The sequence below is a fragment of the Marinomonas aquiplantarum genome, from assembly GCF_003314975.1.
Lineage (GTDB): Bacteria > Pseudomonadota > Gammaproteobacteria > Pseudomonadales > Marinomonadaceae > Marinomonas > Marinomonas aquiplantarum.
Map to the genome: position 1 here is coordinate 59,456 of NZ_QNRF01000006.1, position 19,300 is coordinate 78,755.

Here is a 19,300-nt window from a genome sequence, read left to right on the forward strand (position 1 = left end):
TAGTTGTAAAACGGCTAACTCACTTATCTTGCAGTGGGCTTTAATGGGCCCACTGCTTAATAAGCCTTTAAATCTGATCATCACCTTTCAGGCCGATCTGAAAGCTTTTCAAGTAATCATTTGGGCGCTTACCGTCATAAGTAATGCCATCAATAAAATCACTTTGTGGCGACTTAAAGCCATCTTCGGTTGTAAAGTCTGGGAAATCAGAAGCCTGCATAAGGCCATCTTCAATCAAAGATTCAGCCGCTTGCGCGTAAATATCAGGGCGATACACGTCTTTCGCGGTTTTCATGAACCATTCGTCCGACTTAGGTTCTGCGATCTGTCCCCAGCGGCGCATTTGAGTCAGATACCAAATCGCGTCACTGTAGTAAGGATAAGTCGCGTTATGACGGAAGAACACGTTGAAATCTGGCACCTCACGTTTATCACCTTTTTCGTATTCAAATGTTCCTGTCATACTGTTGGCGATAACATCATAGTCAGCCCCCACGTACTGACTTTGTGACAAAATTTCTACCGCTTCAGGACGGTTAGCATTGTTGTTTTCATCCAACCATTTCGCCGCTCGAATCATGGCTTTGACTACGCGAATATGAGTGATTGGGTACTCGTCAGCCCACTCTTTGCTCACACCAAATACTTTTTCCGGGTTGTTTTTCCAGATCTCGTAGTCGGTGATTACAGGCACACCAATGCCTTTGAATACCGCTTGTTGGTTCCAAGGCTCACCAACACAGTAACCATGTATGGTGCCAGCTTCCATTGTGGCGGGCATTTGTGGTGGTGGCGTTACTGACAACATGGCATCGGCATCGATTTGGCCACTGGTATCCCCTTTCGCAGGTGCGTAATAACCAGGGTGAATTCCGCCTGCCGCTAACCAATAGCGCAATTCATAATTGTGAGTTGAGACGGGGAAAACCATGCCCATGTTGAACGGCTTACCTTCTGATCGATAACGATCCACTACAGGTTTTAAAGCACTCGCACTAATAGGGTGAACTGGCTTACCGTCTGCTCCTTTGGCGATGTTGGGTTTCATCTCGTCCCAGACATCATTTGAAACGGTAATGCCGTTACCATTTAAGTCCATGCTAAACGCGGTAATAATGTGCGCTTTAGTACCATAACCAATCGTTGCGCCCAATGGCTGACCCGCCAGCATATGAGCACCATCTAATTGTCCATCAATCACGCGATCTAACAGTACTTTCCAATTGGCTTGCGCTTCCAAAGTAACGTAAAGACCTTCATCTTCGAAATAGCCTTTCTCATAAGCAATGGCCAAAGGCGCCATATCCGTTAGCTTAATAAAGCCAAACTTCAATTCTTCTTTCTCAGGGTAATCCAACTCCGCATGAGCGGCGCCAGCCATTAAAAAGGAACCCAACAGCAAAGCCGCAGTGGACTTTTTCACTGATTCTGCCACTTTCGGCAATTGCATAACCGTTTCCAAAGACCTCAAATTCATCGTTACTCTCCGCTTCAAGACACAAAAAAAGGTGCATGCAAATCACACTATTGTGTGTTTGCAGGCACCTTTGCCATTCATAAACGACTCTACATTGAGCCTTCAATCCTGTGGGTGACAATCAGCATCATTGCTCATTTCACCAAAATGTTTAGTTGATAATCTATCAATATATATGATTTAGCAGGATATATGCCAAAAAATCTAACCTGCTGATTTATATAAATTAAATAGTTATCAGTGCATTAATAGCTTCAAAAAAAGTTCTTTTTTGCTCTCAAATCAGGCACGACGCACCATAAAATGGCCTACTAATCCTCTAATTTTATAAACCCTTTTAAGATACCTTTCGGATGCAGTCTCACCTTACCGTTCGCAATATCTTCTAACCAAGTAGATTCTTGTGATGAGCTTAAATGCCACTGCCATTCTTGATCATGGTCTCCTGAGGCACGTTCATATATATCCTGACGATACACTTGCTTCGCCATCGAATTTAAATTCGTTGCTTCGGCTTTAGGCAGCTGATGCCAGCGATGCATTTGTCCCATAATCCATAGAGCGTAACTGGGTAAGGGGCGATTAATCTCTTGGCCTGAAAAACGCTGATATGCTTCCATCGGCCAATCAAATTTGCCTTTCGGTTTAATCGCACTAAAACCGTATACCAATTGTTCAACACTGCAATTTAGATAATCTGGATGACTTAAGATACTCAACAATTCCGTCTGGTTCGTTGGATTATCAACCCATTCACAAGCCTTTTCTAAAGCTCGTATCACCGCAAGATGCGTTAGTTCGTTTTGCTCAGCCCAAGAGGAATTCACACCAAACACTTTTTCCGGCGTACTCCCCCATATTTCATAACCCGTTACCAGTAAATGACCAACCCCAGCTTCAACGGCCAAACTGTTCCAAGGTTCCCCAACACAATAACCATCTATGTCACCAGCCTTGAGACTATCAATCATTTTCACTGGAGGAATGACGACAATTTGCACCTCTTCATCCGGATCAATATCAGCACGGGCCAACCAATCTCTAAGTTGATAATTATGAGATGAGTATGGGTAAACCACAGCAAAGCGAAGCAAGGGTTGACCGTGTTTTGCACGTTCCTCAATATAACGCTTCAAGGCGGCACCATTTCGAATATCACTACTTTGCGTCACATACTGCGTCAGTTCTTCATACAAAGTATTGCCAACCGTAATGCCGTTACCATTGTGACTCACCGTAAAACTGGTTTGCATGGCGGTTTTTAATGTCCCAACGCCAAGGCTTGCCGCAATCGGCATGGATGCCAACATGTGTGCACCCTGCAAGATATTAAAGGTTACTTTATCGCGAATGCTGGCCCAAGACGCTTCTTTCGATAGGGTTACCGGAACCCCTTCTGCCGCAAAAAAACCTTTCTCTTTGGCAATAACAAAGGGCGCACAGTCAATTAATGGAATAAAACCGATTCGCACAGTCTGTTGAGATTCTAAAGAATTCTTTATCGCTAACGTCATTTAGAAGCTCCCATAATTTCCATCACTGAAATGATATTACGAGCCACTTCGGTCATTCTTTGACTGCGATCCATCGCTAATTTTCTGAGGGCTTGATAAGCCGCAGGCTCATCACACTGTTGATGCTTCATAATCAACCCTTTTGCTTTATCAATTAGCTTACGGTCTTCCAACTGAGTTTTTACCGTTTCAAGCTCAGAGCGTAATGCCTGAAACTCCCTAAAACGCGCGATAGCGACCTGTAAAATCGCCTTCACACTGCCACTGTTCACCCCATCGACAACATAAGCACTCACACCAGCACGAATAGCCGCTTCAACATGCCTAGAATCGTCTTCTTCGGCAAACATCACAATTGGTCTTGGGTTATCTTGGGTAAGTCGAGACATATTTTCCAACATATCTCGGTCTGGGGATTCAATGTCAATGATCACCATATCTGGCTGACATTCCATCACTGCCTGGCTTAAGTTCAGCGCATTTTCAAGGCGACGGATCACACGGTAGCCACTGTCTAACATAGCTTGCTCGACAATCGCCGCTCGGGCAGGTTCATTATCAACCAACATAACGGTTAATTCATTCTTTGGGGGCGCAGACATGGTGCACTCTCTATCTATACAAGCTGAATTTCAATGAATGAAGCAAGATATGCGCCACTAAAGCACATGGCTAAAATTTTAAGGAAAAACAGGTGAAATGAGGCTTAACAGAGGCGAAAGAAGAGACGTCAAATGTGTTTTGAACACAAATTAGTAGAGAAGCGCAAAAATTGTGCGCTATTTTTAGGAAGAATATTATCAGCGCACTGAAAAGTGACGCTTTGCTTTCAAAGCCAAAGCAAGACGATCTCGAGTATCTGTTTTTTTGAAAACAGAGGTTAGGTGTGCTTTCACGGTTCTCTCAGTAATGGCCATCTCAGTGGCTACCTGCTTATTCGAAAGCCCTTCTGCCACATAACGCACTACGTCCATTTCACGCTCAGACAAACCGTCCATTTCCAGAGAAGGTGAATCGACTTGTTCCGCTGATTGACTAATTAATTGCTGTATAAAGGCTTTACCGCCCCAAATTTCACCCGAATCAATGACTGACAGCACCAAAGATAACTGTTCTTCTCCTATATAAGGAGCACATTGACCATTCACACCAATCGAAAATAAACGTAACGCAGCTTGCTGACTGGCTTGGTTTGGAAACACCAACATACTTTGAGCTGAAAACTCTGATTTTAATGTCACTAGCTCTTCGACTTGACTCGAGAACGTATCATCCGCTAGGTAGACAAAACAATATTGAAATGTTTGTTGAGACTCAATCAGCGCACGACGAGACGCCACTAAGCTGTCAACTCGAACAAGCTCTGCTCCCTGCGGGACAACTTTTAACCAATGCTCCCAAACAGCATCGTCTGTATTCCAACACAAAATTTTCAAAATCAATCTCGTTCAGTTTATTTCACTCTAATCATTGTATCTAGCTTACAAGATATGGTTGTTAACATTTGTTATCACAATGATATGAAAGCTAAATTTTTTGTAATTATCGCTCTCGCAGTGCATTCTGTTTGGCTTTCAGAATGGGTTTCAACAAATAATCTAACAAGGTTTTTTTCCCTGTAATAATGTCCACACTGGATTGCATGCCAGGAATAATTGGCAAAGGCGCGTCCTTCGTCCCTAAAAAGTTTCGATCTGTTCTGACTCGTACTAGATAAAAACTGTTGCCCTCTTCATCGAGAATGGTGTCCGCACTAATATTTTCAACTGTGCCGTCCAAGCCACCAAAAATAGCAAAATCATAGGCAGACAATTTTACCACTGCGGGTAAATCAGGTTGAATAAAACCAATATTTTCAGGACGTACCTTGGCTTCAATTAATAGGGAGTCCTCAATCGGCACGATTTCCATCATATTCATGCCTGGCTTAATCACCCCACCCACCGTATTAATTTGAATTTGTTTGACGATGCCTTTTACGGGCGAACGTACTTGCGTTCTGGACACCTTATCTTCTAAAGACACACTTGCTTCGCGAATCTGATCCAACTTACTGCGAACATTGGTTAACTCTTCTTGCGCATCCGCACGAAACTTCGCCACACTTTCTTCCAATTTACTTTGCGCCTCCTTAAGCGCAGAACGAGCACGAGGAATCGCCAACTGAGTTGCTTCTAGATCCCCCTGTAATTGATTCACTTCTCGTTCTAATTGCAGCAGTTCAACTCGCGATACGGCACCCTGCTCAAAGGCAGGGCGCGTTAGCGCTAACTCTTCTTTTGAAAATTCATAGCTCTGCTTGAGGTTATCCAGCTTCGCCTGCATTTCCACAATTTCTTGTCTCTTTTGCTCAATCTGCTGCTGAAAACCCACTTGATTAGTACGTAGGGATTCTAGACGGTTACTGTATAAATCCATCTCACGATTCACTACAGACGGGTAATCGTTTCGTAATTCCTCGTCAAATACCGGAGGTCTGCCATAGGATTCACCCTGCAAACGCGCGGCTCTGGCCTGCAAGTTAATGAACTCTGCTTGCTGCTCTCGCAAGGAGGACAAGGCTTCAGTATTCTCAATGGTCATCAAGATCTGGCCAGCATTGACTACCTGACCCACTTTGGCGTTAATTTCTTTTAAAATCCCCCCTTCCAAGTTCTGAATTTGCTGAACCTGGCTAGAGGGGATTACTTTGCCTTCACCAACCGTCACTTCGTCTAACGAGGTATAATAGGCCCAGACCAAGGCCGACATGATAAAGATAAAAATGACCCATAAAATGATGCGACCACCTTTTGGTGTCTTTAACATCAAGGCGGCATTTCGGTCTGACAAATACCCTAAATCACTTTGTGAGACAGTACGCTTACTCATATCAACTCACCTTCAACTTACCTTGACGGAGCGCTTCGTGCACTTGCGCTTTCGGACCATCTGCAATTAAACGACCATTATCCATAACGATGATACGGTCCACCATATCAAGCATTGACGCTTTGTGTGTAATCAGAATCAAGGTCTTATCTTTTAGCCCTTCCATCAAACGTCGCTTCATACGAGCTTCAGTGGTGTTATCCATTGAGGCCGTCGGTTCATCCAAGATCAAGACAGGTGGATCGAATAATAGAGCCCTCGCAATCGCAATACTCTGACGTTGACCACCAGACAATAATACACCTCGCTCCCCTACCGAACTGTCCAAACCATTTGAGCGACGGTTCGCAAATTCAGACACACCAGATAACTCGGCGGCACGAATGATCGCGTCGTCCTCCATGTAAGGTGCGCCCATGACAATATTGTCTTTTATCGAACCATAGAATAGGTTGACGTCTTGCGACACCGAACCCACATTACGACGTAAATCCGTCGGATTAATCTGTCTAAGGTCTACACCGTCGACACGAATCGCTCCGCTGCTCGGTGTATACAGCCCCGTCATCATCTTACCCAGTGTCGATTTACCAGAGCCAATACGTCCAATAATCGCTACTTTTTCCCCTTGCCTGATATTAATATTAATATCGGTTACGGCCGCCTGATCTTGGTCAGGATAAGAGAAATTGACCGCATCAAATTGGAACTCACCTTTGAATACAGGACGATGCACAAACTTAGTGTCTTCAGGGTTTTCTACTGGTGACGACATGATCTCATTTAATGAGGCAAATGCTGATTTCGCCTGATTATAACGGGTTGCTAAACTGGCAACTTGCGTCATAGGACCAAGAGCACGCCCTGTTAGCATAACGGACGCCACTAGCGCCCCCATACTCATTAGCCCCTCTGAAATTTGATACACACCAACGATTACAATCACAACGGTGGTGAGTTGCTGAGCCACCATGGCAAACGAAGAAGTGGACTGAGACAGTTGTCGCGTTTTCACTCCCCAATCAGCAATATTGCCAACCGCGTTTTCCCATTGTTTTTGTAACACACCTTCCGCATTGTTTAGTTTTACGCTCTCAGCATTGTATAAACTCTCGATCAACACAGCGTTTTTCTGCGACGCGGTTTTCTGACTTTCTTCAATAGAGCGCTTAAGCGGTATTTGAATGATGATGCTGTAGAGCAAAATCAACGCAATCGTAATAATCGGGATGTAACCCACAGGGCCACCAATGAGCCAGATCACCCCAACGATTAAAAACATAAATGGAATATCTACTAACGTGGTAATGGACGCAGAAGTAATAAAATCACGGATGCTTTCAAACTCTTGTAGATTCTTCGCAAACGCCCCCACCGATTTTGGCCGAGACGCCATAGTGATGTTGTTCACTTTGGAAAAAATCGAAGCCGATATGAGAATGTCTGATTTCTTGCCTGCGATGTCGATAAAATACGCTCTGAGCATACGCAATAAGAAATCAAAAAAGTAGACGGCGACAGCACCAATAGCCAACACCCACAGGGTATCAAATGCATTATTCGGCACCACTCGATCGTACACATTCATAACGAATAATGGGCTGGCAACCGCAAACATATTGATTAAAAGTGAGGCGATAAACACATCACGGTAAATCCGCCAAGAGCCAAGCACAGTTCCCCAAAACCAATGGCCTTTTTTCTGCTTGGCTTCATCAGGCTTCTGAGCACGTTTATCAAATTGATAAACCGGTCTAACAAAAAAACAGTATCCCGTGTAAGCCGCTTCTAATTCGGCTATTGGCAAAGTAATTTCACCTTCACCAGATTCGGAACGTAAAATTTTCGCCGTACCTTTTGCATCGTTAATGTCCAATAACACACAGGCTTGTTGATCGTCTAATAAGAGAACGGTCGGTAACACCATGTGAGGGATTTTAGACAACTTTCGTTTCACAAAGCGTGAACTTATTCCAATCCGTTTCGATGCCCGCAGAAACAATTCTGGTGTCATTAAATCATCGGTAATCGGCAAACCTGCCGCGATGGCGTCGGAGGTGTATGGGTTATTAAAATAACGACTTAATAACACCAAGCAATCTAATAAAGGGTTAGGATATTCTAAGGTCGTGGCGTTAGCTTGCCATTGTGGTTTCTGATTATCCATATCCGTTTCATCTACTGTCGTATTCTCTGTCACACTAGAATCAGAGTGTTCTGTTGTCATATCGTCCGAATGATGCTGCTCTTCTTGATGGGACGATGAAGAGTTCTGTTCTGAACGGTCCGAGCCAGACATACTCTAATTCTCCTAAGTAAACGAAAAAAACAATTTAAAACCAACAGGATGTAAGTTTTAGACTAGAATAGTAGTTCTCAGCTAAGATGGGAAGTTATCAAAACACTCCACTACAAATTGATACAAACACGGGACACTAATCATGCTCTACGCAAAGCTTAACGAAGACGGTGACATCATAGATGTTGCGACCTCTCAATCAGAGGAATACGGCCTATTAGTGGCTCCGAATGAACCCTCTGTTGCCAAAATTTTAGAGAAAAAATTTACTGCTAACGATAACGAAAATACGCAAGAAATGTTGACAAATTCTGATAGCGACATGATGCGTGTATTAGAGGATTTGATTGATCTTCTTTCAGAGAAACGAATCATTCAGTTCACCGAGCTCCCTACAGCCGCTCAAAAGAAACTGTTGAGTCGTAAATGGGTTCGTGGCGTTCACAACAGTCAAGACGAAGACTTAATTTCAGACAGTGATAGCTTGACCGATCCAGATGGTGATTCATTCATTTAATCACCATCCAGCTTCCCCTACCCTTATAGCGATAACCTCATCGCCTAACAACAAGCAGGGTGAGAACCTAGCAAAAACAACACTGACATCTAGCTTGGTGTTTAGCGTTTAGCCCTTACATTGGCTCAGCACGACCCAGTGCGAAACCTTGACCACCCAATACATCAAATCGCTGCAATGCACTAAGTTGCTTTTCACTCTCAATGCCAGTGGCAATCACTTCAATGTTCAAGCTATTAAACATTTTACATAAGCTGTGTAAGAAGAAAGACTCGGATTCTTTACCAGCTGCCATTCGAGTATAAGAGGAATCGACTTTCACATAATTTGGCATCAATACTTTTAAATATTGGAAAGCGGAAAATTGCTTGCCAACATTATCAATTCCAAATACCACAGAGCGTTTCTTCAGAATCTTAGCTACGGCCAGCGCCCCTTCCTCATCAGCTATCACACTTTGCTCTGACATTTCGAAAATCAACAAAGCACGTGCGGCATCATCAAGCTGTGACAAGGTCTTATCCAACCAAGCGGCGAATGCTTCATCATGAAAAGAAGAGCCAGACAAGTTGACGGTTAATGGCTTAGTGACTTTTTTACCACTGATCACATCCAATACCTTGTTGATAATGACCTGATCAATTTGCGCCGTGAGATGATATTGCTCCGCTAAACCAATAAAAAAGCCTGCATGAAAATCTTTACCGGCGTGACTCAAGCCCATAAACACCTCTTCATGCAAAATCGTCTCTTGCTCAGCCAATTCATACACAGCTTGTTTCTTCAAACTGAAGGCATTATTTGCAATGGTTCTTTCCAGAATCCCTTTCCATTCAGAGCGATTAATTGATAAAGCTTGCTTGGTATTCAAGTCATACACGGCAACCTGATTTTCCCCACCTCGCTTCGCTTCACGAAGCGCCGCGTCGGCCTGAGCCATTGCACTGCCTTTACTAACCTGACCATCAATGGTGACAGCGCCAATATTTCCCACGTAGGAAGAATAACTAATATCCGCCTGACTCAAGTCCAAGAGCTCCGTCATAAGCGCTTCCACCAGCTGTTTAAGCTGCTCATGGTCAAAGTTAGGTACCAACAAAACAAAATCAGCACCGGATAAACGTGCCAAGGTTGCAAAAGACGAAATCGCTGCCACTTTCTTCTGCAGAATATCCGCCGCCGCTTGAATAAACATATCCGCTGACTCATAGCCGCGCTCGTTATTCAATTTACCTAAATCGGCCAAGCCTATCAGCGCCAAACCATCAATACCTCTTTCCGGCTCAGCAAAATGTGACTTCATCTGGCTTTCAAAAAAGTGGCGATTACCTAAGCCACTCACAGGATCTTTAAAGGCTTTAGCTTGTAACCATTGCGCCGTTTCTACCTCGGCCGCAAATTCCTTTTCCAATTTTTCCGCCATGCGATTCATCGACAACACGACCGACTTGAGTTCTCGTGTTTTTGGCACATTCTTCATCTTCATGAAACGGCGCTGTTGAATGGCTTCAGCCTGCTTTTCTAACTCAGCCAAAGGTTTGAACAAATACCTCAACGCTATGCTGCCCAGCACCAAAGTGACCGTACCGATAATGAAAAATGACAATAAAATATGGCGTGAAGCCAGCCACAACTGCTGATAACCGTAACCCGCACTGCCGGTTACATACACTTGACCTAACTCATTCCAACCACTAGAAATGACGGCTTTAGCGACAGGCACTTTAAAATCGATTAAATGAATAAACCAGCTAGGCACGCCTTCAATTTTAGTTTCATTTTGTCGTACGAGATCTTTTTCTGTCGCATAAACATGGATTTTCACTTCAGAGAAATAACCACTGTCGAATACCGCATTCATGCTACTTTCGACAGAAGCATAATCTTCCAACGCCATAAAATCAGACACAGACATACTCAAGGAAGTCGCCGTATCTTGAGTCGTCGATTCCAACTGACCAATCAAATAGCCCTTTGTGGTATCAAAGTTGATCCCCATAACCACGGCCAGCATGACTGAAAAAATGGCTACAATGGTTAACATTAATTGGCGGAACAGCGTCATCCAAGTTCTCCTAATTTGAAATCGTATTTAAACGATCATTTAAATCTGTCCACAAGCTTAGGCGCGAGGAGCCCCCAACCAAGACACCACGCCCTTTTTCTTTTGAAAGCCAAAGGTTCTCAGCATTAAACGAATATATAGGCAACAAATCATTGCGTTTTGATGCGGGCTTCAACTCTTTATCTAAGTTATCCAACAACACAGGAATGGAAGTGGGCTTATGATAATATGCCAACACCATATGATGCTGATTCAGACGTAACGCTTTGACATAAACCAAACGCAGCTTGTCGTCCACTACTCCCAGTTCACGCAAGGTAAAGTATTTGGCAATGGTGAAGTCTTCACAGTCCCCTGCTTGCATGCCTAAAAACTCAATTGGGGTCGCCCAATAATCTTCCTTACCCCATAGATCGATATCATCAACAAAGTCCATTTGATTAAAGAAATTATTCACTTTGGCTAACTTATCGACAATCGGCAAATCCTTTGACTCATCAATTAAACGTCGCCAAGCAAGGACTCGCTTTTCCGCACTGTCGCCATAAACTTGGCCAGCCTGCTTAGCAAGCCTGCGATATTTATCCGATATTTCAGCGTACACATAAAGAGAAGATATTAGACATGCGAGCAAAAGCAAGCCCATTAAAAGCTTGCTTTTTAACACTCGAGCTGACCACAGAATCCAATGGTCATGCTGGCGTGAATTACTTTTTAGGCTGAGACTTAGCATCAAAAGCGGCTAATTGCTCGGCCGTAGCCTTAGGTTGATGTTTCACCTTCCAAGCCTCATAGGGTTCACCATATACATGTTCACGCGCTTCGTCATAACTTACTTCAACACCTTGATTTTCGGCTTCTGCCATATACCACTTACTCAAACAGTTTCGACAAAAACCTGCAAGATTCATTAAGTCTATATTTTGTACTGTTTTGTTGTCATCTAGGTGCTTTAACAAACGACGAAATACCGCCGCTTCTATTTCAGTTTGCTTATCCATGGTGTATTTCTCTAGCTTAGTTAAAATTGACGGTACCAGCTTAAAGATGCTGATGATGCTTTGGTTGCCGACGCCATTGCCAAGCCTGAGCCTGTTGCATGAAGTCACGCAAACCTTGCATGTCTTCGGCACACAGTTGCTCAATGCAATAAGCACAAGCTTCCAAGGTTGACAGTGCTTGATCATTTGGGGACTTTCGAATGGCATAGGCCCCAACGGGTGGTTGCTCAAACGACAAGGTTGTAAAACGCTGTAAAAGCGGCTCACTGAGCAGTAACTTCTTGGCTTTTCGCCAAGTTGCATCGATCAAAATGATCCCTTCAATATGACTTTTTTGATCTTCTGTGACTGACTCTACAGGTGTCGCCCCCTGACCGGGAAACAACAGACGCCAAGCATCCACATCTAAATGCGACAAACACGTCACATCAGCACTATCAACGCATTCTACTGATGGCAAAGCCAAACGCAGTAAGGCGACGGTGTTTTTCGCGTGTAATGCCTCTTTACCATCCTGTACAACCAAAATCTTCAGGCGAGTTGTCAGTGAAGGTATCCAAGCACACACGCATTGTGACTGTAAGAAGCCACAGGCCTCACACTGAGGACGTTTATTCGACGTCATTGCCTGCTCTCATCTGTCTGAATATTACGCTGCTCCCATGGGTCACCAAATACTAAGATAGCTTCGCTAAATAAGCTTGCACAACTTGATCCCAACCAAGATCCAATGCCTCGACAGTCAAAGCATGACCAATTGATACTTCAGCAATATGACCCGGTGCACACAAGGCTTCAACATTATTCAAATCCAAATCGTGACCAGCGTTTACTCCCAAACCGGCCGCGACCGCTGCTTGAGCTGCTTGCTGATATTGAGCCAACACCGCCTCCGCGTCTTCTGTGTCATAAGCATTGGCATAGGCTTCGGTATACAACTCAACACGGTCAGCACCAATGTCTTTTGCCATTTGCATATTGTCTGCCACTGGGTCCATAAACAAGACAACACGAATGCCCTTTTGTTTCAGTTTCGCAATCACTGGACGCAAAGCATCTTGATCACGAGCTAGGTTCCAACCATGATCTGAGGTTAATTGATTTGGATCATCTGGTACCAATGTGCATTGATGTGGCACGACCTCCTGAACCACTTCTAAGAATTTAGCGTCAGGAAAGCCTTCTATATTCAACTCTGCTGTTGGAAAACGTTTTAACAAATCTTTTAGATCATAAGCATCTTGATACGTTGCATGACGCTGATCTGGGCGTGGATGAATGGTGACACCAAAGGCGCCTAACGTAAGGGTACGCTCTGCCATTTCAACCATGTTTGGGTAATTGCGCCCACGGGAATTACGTAATAGACCAATTTTGTTCAGGTTAACGCTTAAATGTGTCATGCCATGTCTCTCGATTCGATCATTTTGGCGCATTATAAAACAAACTCTTCTTTCTCAATACTAAATCTCCTTAACTTCTGCCAAATCTACCACTCAGCTTATGATAAACTTGCCCAATAAAGAGGCCACCAGCAGCAAGCACACAGGCTTTGTTATACGTCGCAAAATAGGACTCCTTAATGCAATACGAACGCTTTGAAGACATTTATCAGCGTGCCGCCCAACGACATGGTGGTGAACGTGCTCTTGAACAGAGATTATCTCGCCCTTTGTCTAGTAACGAGTTAAAAAATCATACGGATGATCGCTGGTTGTCCGCCTTTAGTCAGAAAGTCTTTCAGTCCGGTATTAGCTGGCAAGTGGTACGCAATAAATGGCCCAATTTTGAAGACGTGTTTTTTCATTTTGATATTGAAAAAATGCTACTAATCCATGATGAGATGTGGGAAGAAAAAGCCAAGGATCAGCGCATTATCCGACATTTAGGAAAGGTCATGACGATTCGGGAAAATGCTTTAATGATTCATGAGAGCCAACAGAATCATACTTCTTTTAGCCACTTCATCGCCGATTGGCCTAGCGATAATATTATTGGTTTGTGGCGACACCTTAAAAAACATGGTGCTCGTTTAGGTGGCAATACTGGCCCATATACCTTACGAGCAATGGGTAAAGACACTTTCTTACTCACCAAAGACGTAGAAGGCTATCTTCGCCATCACCAAATCATGACCACAGGAAAAGACACACAATCAGCTTGGCAAGCCGCTCAAGACGCTTTTAACCACTGGCAACAGGAAAGCGGTCGATCCTATACAGAGATCAGTCAATGCCTCGCCCTAAGCATTAATTAACACATTCACATTCAGGAGAACTCATGGCCGATCTTCGTATCGACATTATTTCAGACATCGTTTGCCCTTGGTGCTACCTTGGCTATTCTCGTTTAAAACAAGCGATAGATCAGCTTGGTGAAGATTACAAAATTGACATCCGCTGGCAACCATTCGAATTGCACCCCGATATGCCATTATCCGGCGCAGATCGAGAAAGCTACCTAGGTACTAAATTTGGTAGTCAAGAAAAACTCAATGAAGTGAGCCATGCTCTACAACATGTGGGAAAAGAGGCTGGGATTGAATTTAACTTTACGGAGAAAGACCAGATCCCTAACACCAAGCTAACCCATCAGTTTGTACTGGCCGCCAGCAAAGCAGGATTGGGCACACCTTACGTACTTGCTCTTTTCCATGCCTACTTCACCAATGGAGAAAACATAGGACAACAAGCCATACTGGAAAAGATCGCTCTGGCTTCAGGATTAAAAGACACCGACCTAGCTTATGCTATTAGCGATGAAGCCAAAAGGTTAACGGATAAAAAGCTCAAGCATTTGCGCAGCATGGACATTCAATCAGTGCCAACTTATGTCATCAATGACAAATACATGATACACGGAGCACATGATCCAGAATCTTTCTTAAAAGTACTTAATGACATTGCGGAAAAAGAGCACTAAGTCAGTCTAGTCGGCATAAAAAATGGGAGGCAATCGGCCTCCCATTTTTTTCACTTCAAAAAAACTATCAATACTCTCAAGTTAATAAGAAATTTAATGTTGATAATCATTCACATTAAAAATAAAATCAAAACATATAAACACTAATGAGAGTAATTTTCATTCATGTACGTATGTATTTGTAACAAAGTCTCAGACAAAGACATCAAAGCTTCAATACAAGATGGCGCGACTACCATGCGTGCCCTGTACAAAGAGCACAACATTGGTAGTCAATGTGGCAAGTGCTGCCAGTGCGCAAAACAAGTACTGAACCAAGAACTCATCAAAATAGCCGAAAGCCAATTTCAAGTTGCTTGATGTCTTTTTGTTTCATTACATTTGAGACTGTAGATAGTTTTCAATTCCTGAAGTTTTAATCAATTGTTGCTGAGTTTCCAGCCAATCAATCTGCTCTTCTTGCTCTTCCAGAATTTTTTCCAATGTATCACGGCTCATGAAATCAAGCTTTTGCTCACATAAATCAATGGCCGCTTTCACTGCACCAACCGTGCCCAATTCAAATTCTAGATTTGCGGAAATCATCTCTTCGCTGTTTTCACCAATGCGAAGTCGACCTAAGTCTTGAAGGTTAGGCAAACCTTCTAAAAATAAAATACGCTCAATCAAACGATCGGCATTTTTCATTTTTTGAATTGAGGTTTTGTAATCGGCCTTGTCCAAAGCTGAAAAACCAAAATCCTTAAACATACGAGCGTGAAGAAAATATTGGTTAATTCCTACTAACTCGTTAGCCAACACCTTGTTTAAACTAGCAACAACGTCGCGATCACCTTTCATAGCCTGCTCCTAGTTACCCATCTGAGATTGGTAGTAGTTCTGCATGCCAATCTTATCCATTAGGCCAAGCTGCTGCTCCAACCAATAGACATGATCTTCTTCGGTATCAAACAGAAGCTTTTCAAGCGTCTCACGTGTTTGATAGTCGCCTTCTTCTTCACAGATTTTAATCGCTCCACGAACACTGCTAACCACTTCTAGTTCAAGTGTTAGATCATTCTGCATCATTGAACGAACATCGGACCCAACCAAAAGATCGCGGCGCTTAGTCATGCAAGGAACACCTTCCAAGAACAAGATACGCTTAATTAGCCAATCTGAGTGCTGAGTTTCTTCTTCCATTTCGTGATTCAAACGCTCATAAAGCTTGTTTAAACCCCAATCGTCGTACATGCGAGAGTGAATGAAGTACTGATCAATTGCAGCCAATTCATTGGCCAACAATGCATTCAGACTATCAATTACTTTCTGACTGCCTTTCATATTTCTCTCCTCACAAGTGGCGTTACTTGAACATCCTGTAACGCCGAATTAACACCTTATCATTAGGTTGTGACCTAGGTGTTATTCAGTCACAACCAACCTCTTATCCTTCGAATAAATCCGGATCAGATGGGGTCGCAGTAGAAGCCACTTTGCCTTCGCCTACTTTCACTTCCAAGCCATCAATTCGTTGGAAACCTCTTGGTAACTTCAAGCCACGGCGACCGCGCTCACCCATGTATTCTTGTAAGTCTTTTTCGGTAAAGTTCATAAAACGCTTACCGGATAAGGCCACCAATAAATCCTCGGGCTGAACACATGCCATCGCCACAACCAGCTCTTCGCCCTGCGCTGCACGAGCACTTGGAATGCTGATCATCTTGTTGCCTTTACCTTTTGCCATCTGTGGCAATGAAGCGACGTCAAATACTAACATACGTCCCTCATTAGATATTGCAACAACGCGTCCCGCTTCTGTACTCGACACAGCAACAGGTGCTAACACTTTAGCCCCAGCTGGCAAGCTCAAAGTCGCTTTACCTGCTTTATTTTTAGCATACAAATCTTTCAATTGCGCAACAAAACCATAACCCGCATCACTGGCAACTAAATAATGCGCTTCTTCTTTGTCTAATACCGCCGCGACAATCGTTGAGTCTTTCTCTAAAGAAATGCGCCCCGTAATCGGTTCACCTTGCCCTCGTGCTGATGGCAAGGTATGCGCTTTAATGGAATAGGTCCGCCCATTCGACGCGAACAAGACTAGCGTCTGATTTGAGCGACCTTTGGTGCTGATCAAGAACTCATCACCAGACTTGTAGCTCAAACCTTGCACATCAATGTCATGACCTTTGGCTGCGCGAATCCAACCTTGTTTTGAAATCACCACCGTAATGGGGTCATTTGATAATAGATCTTCCTCGCTAAAGGCTTGTGCCTCTTTACGAGCAACAATTGGAGTACGACGATCATCACCAAACAGATCAACGGCTTCTTGTATTTCGTCAGAGATAAGCTTCTTCAACTTACGATCAGAAGACAATAACCCTTCTAACGTTTTGCGCTCTTTCTCTAATTCATCCTGCTCACCCTTGATGCGAATTTCTTCCAGTTTCGCCAAATGACGCAACTTCAATTCCAAAATGGCTTCGGCTTGAATTTCACTCAAACCAAAACGTGCCATCAGCTCCATCTTTGGTTTATCTTCATTACGAATGATTTCGATCACTTCATCAATGTTCAAATACGCGATCAACAAACCTTCTAAGATGTGTAGACGGTTGAGCACTTTGTCCAAACGAAATTGTAAGCGCTTGCGTACTACGTCGATTCTAAAACGCAGCCATTCAGATAAGAAATTCTTAAGGGGTTTAACTTGTGGTAAACCATCTAGACCAATGACATTCATATTCACGCGATAAGATTTTTCCAAATCCGTTGTCGCAAATAAGTGCGTCATCACAGAATCGATATCAACACGATTGGATTTCGGCACAATCACTAAACGCGTCGGGTTTTCATGATCTGATTCGTCGCGAAGATCCACCACCATTGGCAATTTTTTGGCCTGCATCTGAGCGGCAATTTGCTCAAGAATTTTGCTACCTGACACTTGATGCGGCAGTTCAGTGATGACAATCTCACCTTCTTCCATCTCGAAACGAGCGCGAGCTTTAATTTGACCTTTGCCAGTTTCATACAATTTGACGATGTCACTTTTTGGCGTAATGATCTCGCCACCCGTCGGGAAGTCCGGCCCTTGTACAAAATTCAGTAAGTCTTCAAGTTCTGCATTGGGGTTATTCAACAAGTGAATACAAGCTTCCCCCACCTCTCTCAAGTTATGAGGCGGAATGTCTGTCGCCATACCAACCGCAATACCAGTAGTACCATTCAACAGTAGATTAGGCAGACGCGCAGGCAATACCGATGGTTCTTGCATTGTGCCATCAAAGTTTGGCACCCAATCTACCGTGCCTTGAGAGACTTCTTTGAGTAATACATCGGCGTATTTAGACAGACGAGACTCGGTGTAACGCATGGCGGCAAATGACTTAGGATCATCTGGTGCGCCCCAGTTACCTTGTCCATCGACTAATGGATAGCGATAGGAAAAAGGTTGCGCCATTAACACCATGGCTTCATAACAGGCACTGTCTCCGTGTGGGTGAAACTTACCCAACACATCCCCGACAGTACGTGCGGATTTTTTGTACTTAGCGGTTGCCTTAAGCCCTAGTTCGCTCATGGCGTAAATAATGCGACGTTGTACGGGTTTTAGACCGTCTCCAATATGAGGCAAAGCACGGTCTAGAATAACGTACATAGAGTAGTTCAAGTACGCTTTTTCGGTATAGTCTTTTAATGAAAGGGTTTCATTAGACTCAAAATTTGACAACTCACTCAAGGAAGCATTCCTTCTTCTATCGTTTAAATCTACAAGCTAACCGCATGGGTGCAATAAGATGCTTTTTTCTCTGGGCACAACTATAAAGAATCTCCATGATGCACTGCAACTCTCATGGCAAGATTCTAATGGTAAGGGCTATATTCTCATGCTTTAATAGAATGGATCTAACAAAAGGTTCAAGATGGTGAGTCAAGCAGACCATAATACACTCCCTGTTATCCAGCATCCTCTTTACGGTGAAAGCAAGCGAATCATTATACACCAACAAGAGGATGTTTTGATTGTCCATGAACACCTCAATCAAGCGACGACGCCTTCGCGACTTTACCGGCCCGCTGATTATTGTTTCTGCTTTGTTATAAAAGGGGAAGTTCATCTGCAATCAGAGCAACACTCAGTGAACTTAAAACCCTATCAAGCGGTTTGGTTACCAAGCCAACAGTCTAGTGTGCTTACTTTACTGACCCCTAATGCCACTCTTTGTACCATTCGATTCACTAAAATAGCATTAACCGGCCAACATCAAACATTACAGAAAGTGTCTACGGGCACAGTGGACTCAAAATTAGAAAAGAAACACATTCAAGTATGGCCATTATGGGAAAGCAAAACGGCTCGAATTTGCATTGAAAAATACCCGGCCCATTACTCCGAAGCCCTATACTACCAAAAAGCCGCCAGCCACTATGTGTTGCCCTTAAAAGGGTCAGCGTATTTAGCGAAAAAGAACGCTGCCGCCATTCCCTGCACAGAGTTTGGCCAGTTCATTCCAGCCAGAGAAGCCAGCGGCATCATCAATCCAGACGATGACCACTTAATCGCTCTGACCGTCATTGTCTCCCAACAACAAAAGCTAAAAGGCCGTGTGATTGTCTTAAATCGCCCTTCTTAAGCGAATAAA

At 43.6% G+C, this 19,300-nt stretch carries 19 protein-coding genes; 5 read left to right on the forward strand and 14 right to left on the reverse strand.

Translation table 11 applies throughout. The annotated features are described in order from the left end of the window. Positions 1 to 67 precede the first annotated feature (67 nt). The 6 genes from DFP76_RS12150 to DFP76_RS12175 all read right to left on the reverse strand — a co-directional run bounded on the left by DFP76_RS12150 (position 68) and on the right by DFP76_RS12175 (position 8,161). Positions 68 to 1,477, reverse strand: coding sequence for a CmpA/NrtA family ABC transporter substrate-binding protein (locus DFP76_RS12150; protein ID WP_181799844.1), 1,410 nt, complete (start codon positions 1,475 to 1,477; stop codon positions 68 to 70). A gap of 311 nt (positions 1,478 to 1,788) precedes the next feature. Further along, entirely contained in the window at positions 1,789 to 2,991 is a 1,203-nt protein-coding gene (locus DFP76_RS12155; protein WP_113874911.1) for a CmpA/NrtA family ABC transporter substrate-binding protein, read from the reverse strand. Further along, positions 2,988 to 3,593: an ANTAR domain-containing response regulator gene (locus DFP76_RS12160; protein ID WP_113874912.1), complete on the reverse strand. Its 606-nt coding sequence runs from the start codon at positions 3,591 to 3,593 to the stop codon at positions 2,988 to 2,990. Before DFP76_RS12160 ends, DFP76_RS12155 begins: the two co-directional genes overlap by 4 nt. A gap of 198 nt (positions 3,594 to 3,791) precedes the next feature. Next, positions 3,792 to 4,427, reverse strand: a complete 636-nt coding sequence (locus DFP76_RS12165) for a response regulator transcription factor (RefSeq protein WP_113874913.1) — start codon at positions 4,425 to 4,427, stop codon at positions 3,792 to 3,794. A gap of 106 nt (positions 4,428 to 4,533) precedes the next feature. After that, positions 4,534 to 5,862 carry an HlyD family type I secretion periplasmic adaptor subunit gene (locus DFP76_RS12170; RefSeq protein WP_113874914.1) on the reverse strand — a complete coding sequence of 443 codons (1,329 nt, stop codon included), beginning with the start codon at positions 5,860 to 5,862 and terminating at the stop codon, positions 4,534 to 4,536. 1 nt (position 5,863) lies between these two features. Continuing rightward, a complete protein-coding gene (locus tag DFP76_RS12175; protein ID WP_113874915.1) occupies positions 5,864 to 8,161 on the reverse strand; it encodes a type I secretion system permease/ATPase in 2,298 nt (765 codons plus the stop codon). A 142-nt stretch (positions 8,162 to 8,303) separates the two neighbouring features. Here DFP76_RS12175 and DFP76_RS12180 point away from each other — a divergent pair, with 142 nt between their 5' ends. Further along, positions 8,304 to 8,678: a hypothetical protein gene (locus DFP76_RS12180; protein WP_113874916.1), complete on the forward strand. Its 375-nt coding sequence runs from the start codon at positions 8,304 to 8,306 to the stop codon at positions 8,676 to 8,678. A 115-nt stretch (positions 8,679 to 8,793) separates the two neighbouring features. Here DFP76_RS12180 and DFP76_RS12185 read toward each other — a convergent pair whose 3' ends face one another. From DFP76_RS12185 to DFP76_RS12205, 5 genes are all read right to left on the reverse strand, one after another. After that, positions 8,794 to 10,743, reverse strand: coding sequence for a bifunctional diguanylate cyclase/phosphodiesterase (locus DFP76_RS12185; protein ID WP_113874917.1), 1,950 nt, complete (start codon positions 10,741 to 10,743; stop codon positions 8,794 to 8,796). A gap of 10 nt (positions 10,744 to 10,753) precedes the next feature. Then, entirely contained in the window at positions 10,754 to 11,389 is a 636-nt protein-coding gene (locus tag DFP76_RS12190) for a transglutaminase-like cysteine peptidase (protein WP_181799850.1), read from the reverse strand. A gap of 61 nt (positions 11,390 to 11,450) precedes the next feature. Then, entirely contained in the window at positions 11,451 to 11,744 is a 294-nt protein-coding gene (locus tag DFP76_RS12195; RefSeq protein ID WP_113874919.1) for a DUF1244 domain-containing protein, read from the reverse strand. 40 nt (positions 11,745 to 11,784) lie between these two features. Further along, positions 11,785 to 12,369 carry a tRNA-uridine aminocarboxypropyltransferase gene (locus DFP76_RS12200; protein ID WP_113874920.1) on the reverse strand — a complete coding sequence of 195 codons (585 nt, stop codon included), beginning with the start codon at positions 12,367 to 12,369 and terminating at the stop codon, positions 11,785 to 11,787. 52 nt (positions 12,370 to 12,421) lie between these two features. Beyond that, positions 12,422 to 13,147 carry a pyridoxine 5'-phosphate synthase gene (locus DFP76_RS12205; RefSeq protein ID WP_113875049.1) on the reverse strand — a complete coding sequence of 242 codons (726 nt, stop codon included), beginning with the start codon at positions 13,145 to 13,147 and terminating at the stop codon, positions 12,422 to 12,424. Positions 13,148 to 13,326: 179 nt separating this feature from the next. On the opposite strand from DFP76_RS12205, the gene DFP76_RS12210 reads away from it, so the two are divergent. From DFP76_RS12210 to DFP76_RS12220, 3 genes are all read left to right on the forward strand, one after another. Further along, positions 13,327 to 14,001 (forward strand): DNA-3-methyladenine glycosylase I, encoded by a 675-nt coding sequence (locus tag DFP76_RS12210; protein ID WP_113874921.1) that lies wholly within the window; start codon positions 13,327 to 13,329, stop codon positions 13,999 to 14,001. A 23-nt stretch (positions 14,002 to 14,024) separates the two neighbouring features. Next, complete coding sequence (locus DFP76_RS12215; RefSeq protein ID WP_113874922.1) at positions 14,025 to 14,666, forward strand: DsbA family oxidoreductase; 642 nt, start codon at positions 14,025 to 14,027, stop codon at positions 14,664 to 14,666. Positions 14,667 to 14,831: 165 nt separating this feature from the next. Continuing rightward, a complete protein-coding gene (locus DFP76_RS12220) occupies positions 14,832 to 15,026 on the forward strand; it encodes a (2Fe-2S)-binding protein (RefSeq protein WP_113874923.1) in 195 nt (64 codons plus the stop codon). A gap of 15 nt (positions 15,027 to 15,041) precedes the next feature. Here DFP76_RS12220 and bfr (DFP76_RS12225) read toward each other — a convergent pair whose 3' ends face one another. From bfr (DFP76_RS12225) to parC, 3 genes are all read right to left on the reverse strand, one after another. Continuing rightward, positions 15,042 to 15,506 (reverse strand): bacterioferritin, encoded by a 465-nt coding sequence (bfr, locus tag DFP76_RS12225; protein ID WP_113874924.1) that lies wholly within the window; start codon positions 15,504 to 15,506, stop codon positions 15,042 to 15,044. A gap of 9 nt (positions 15,507 to 15,515) precedes the next feature. Beyond that, positions 15,516 to 15,989, reverse strand: a complete 474-nt coding sequence (gene bfr, locus DFP76_RS12230; RefSeq protein WP_063331879.1) for a bacterioferritin — start codon at positions 15,987 to 15,989, stop codon at positions 15,516 to 15,518. Positions 15,990 to 16,092: 103 nt separating this feature from the next. Next, positions 16,093 to 18,396, reverse strand: coding sequence for a DNA topoisomerase IV subunit A (gene parC / locus DFP76_RS12235; RefSeq protein WP_113874925.1), 2,304 nt, complete (start codon positions 18,394 to 18,396; stop codon positions 16,093 to 16,095). A gap of 187 nt (positions 18,397 to 18,583) precedes the next feature. Here parC and DFP76_RS12240 point away from each other — a divergent pair, with 187 nt between their 5' ends. Next, positions 18,584 to 19,291, forward strand: a complete 708-nt coding sequence (locus tag DFP76_RS12240) for a hypothetical protein (RefSeq protein WP_147084209.1) — start codon at positions 18,584 to 18,586, stop codon at positions 19,289 to 19,291. Positions 19,292 to 19,300: the final 9 nt, after the last annotated feature.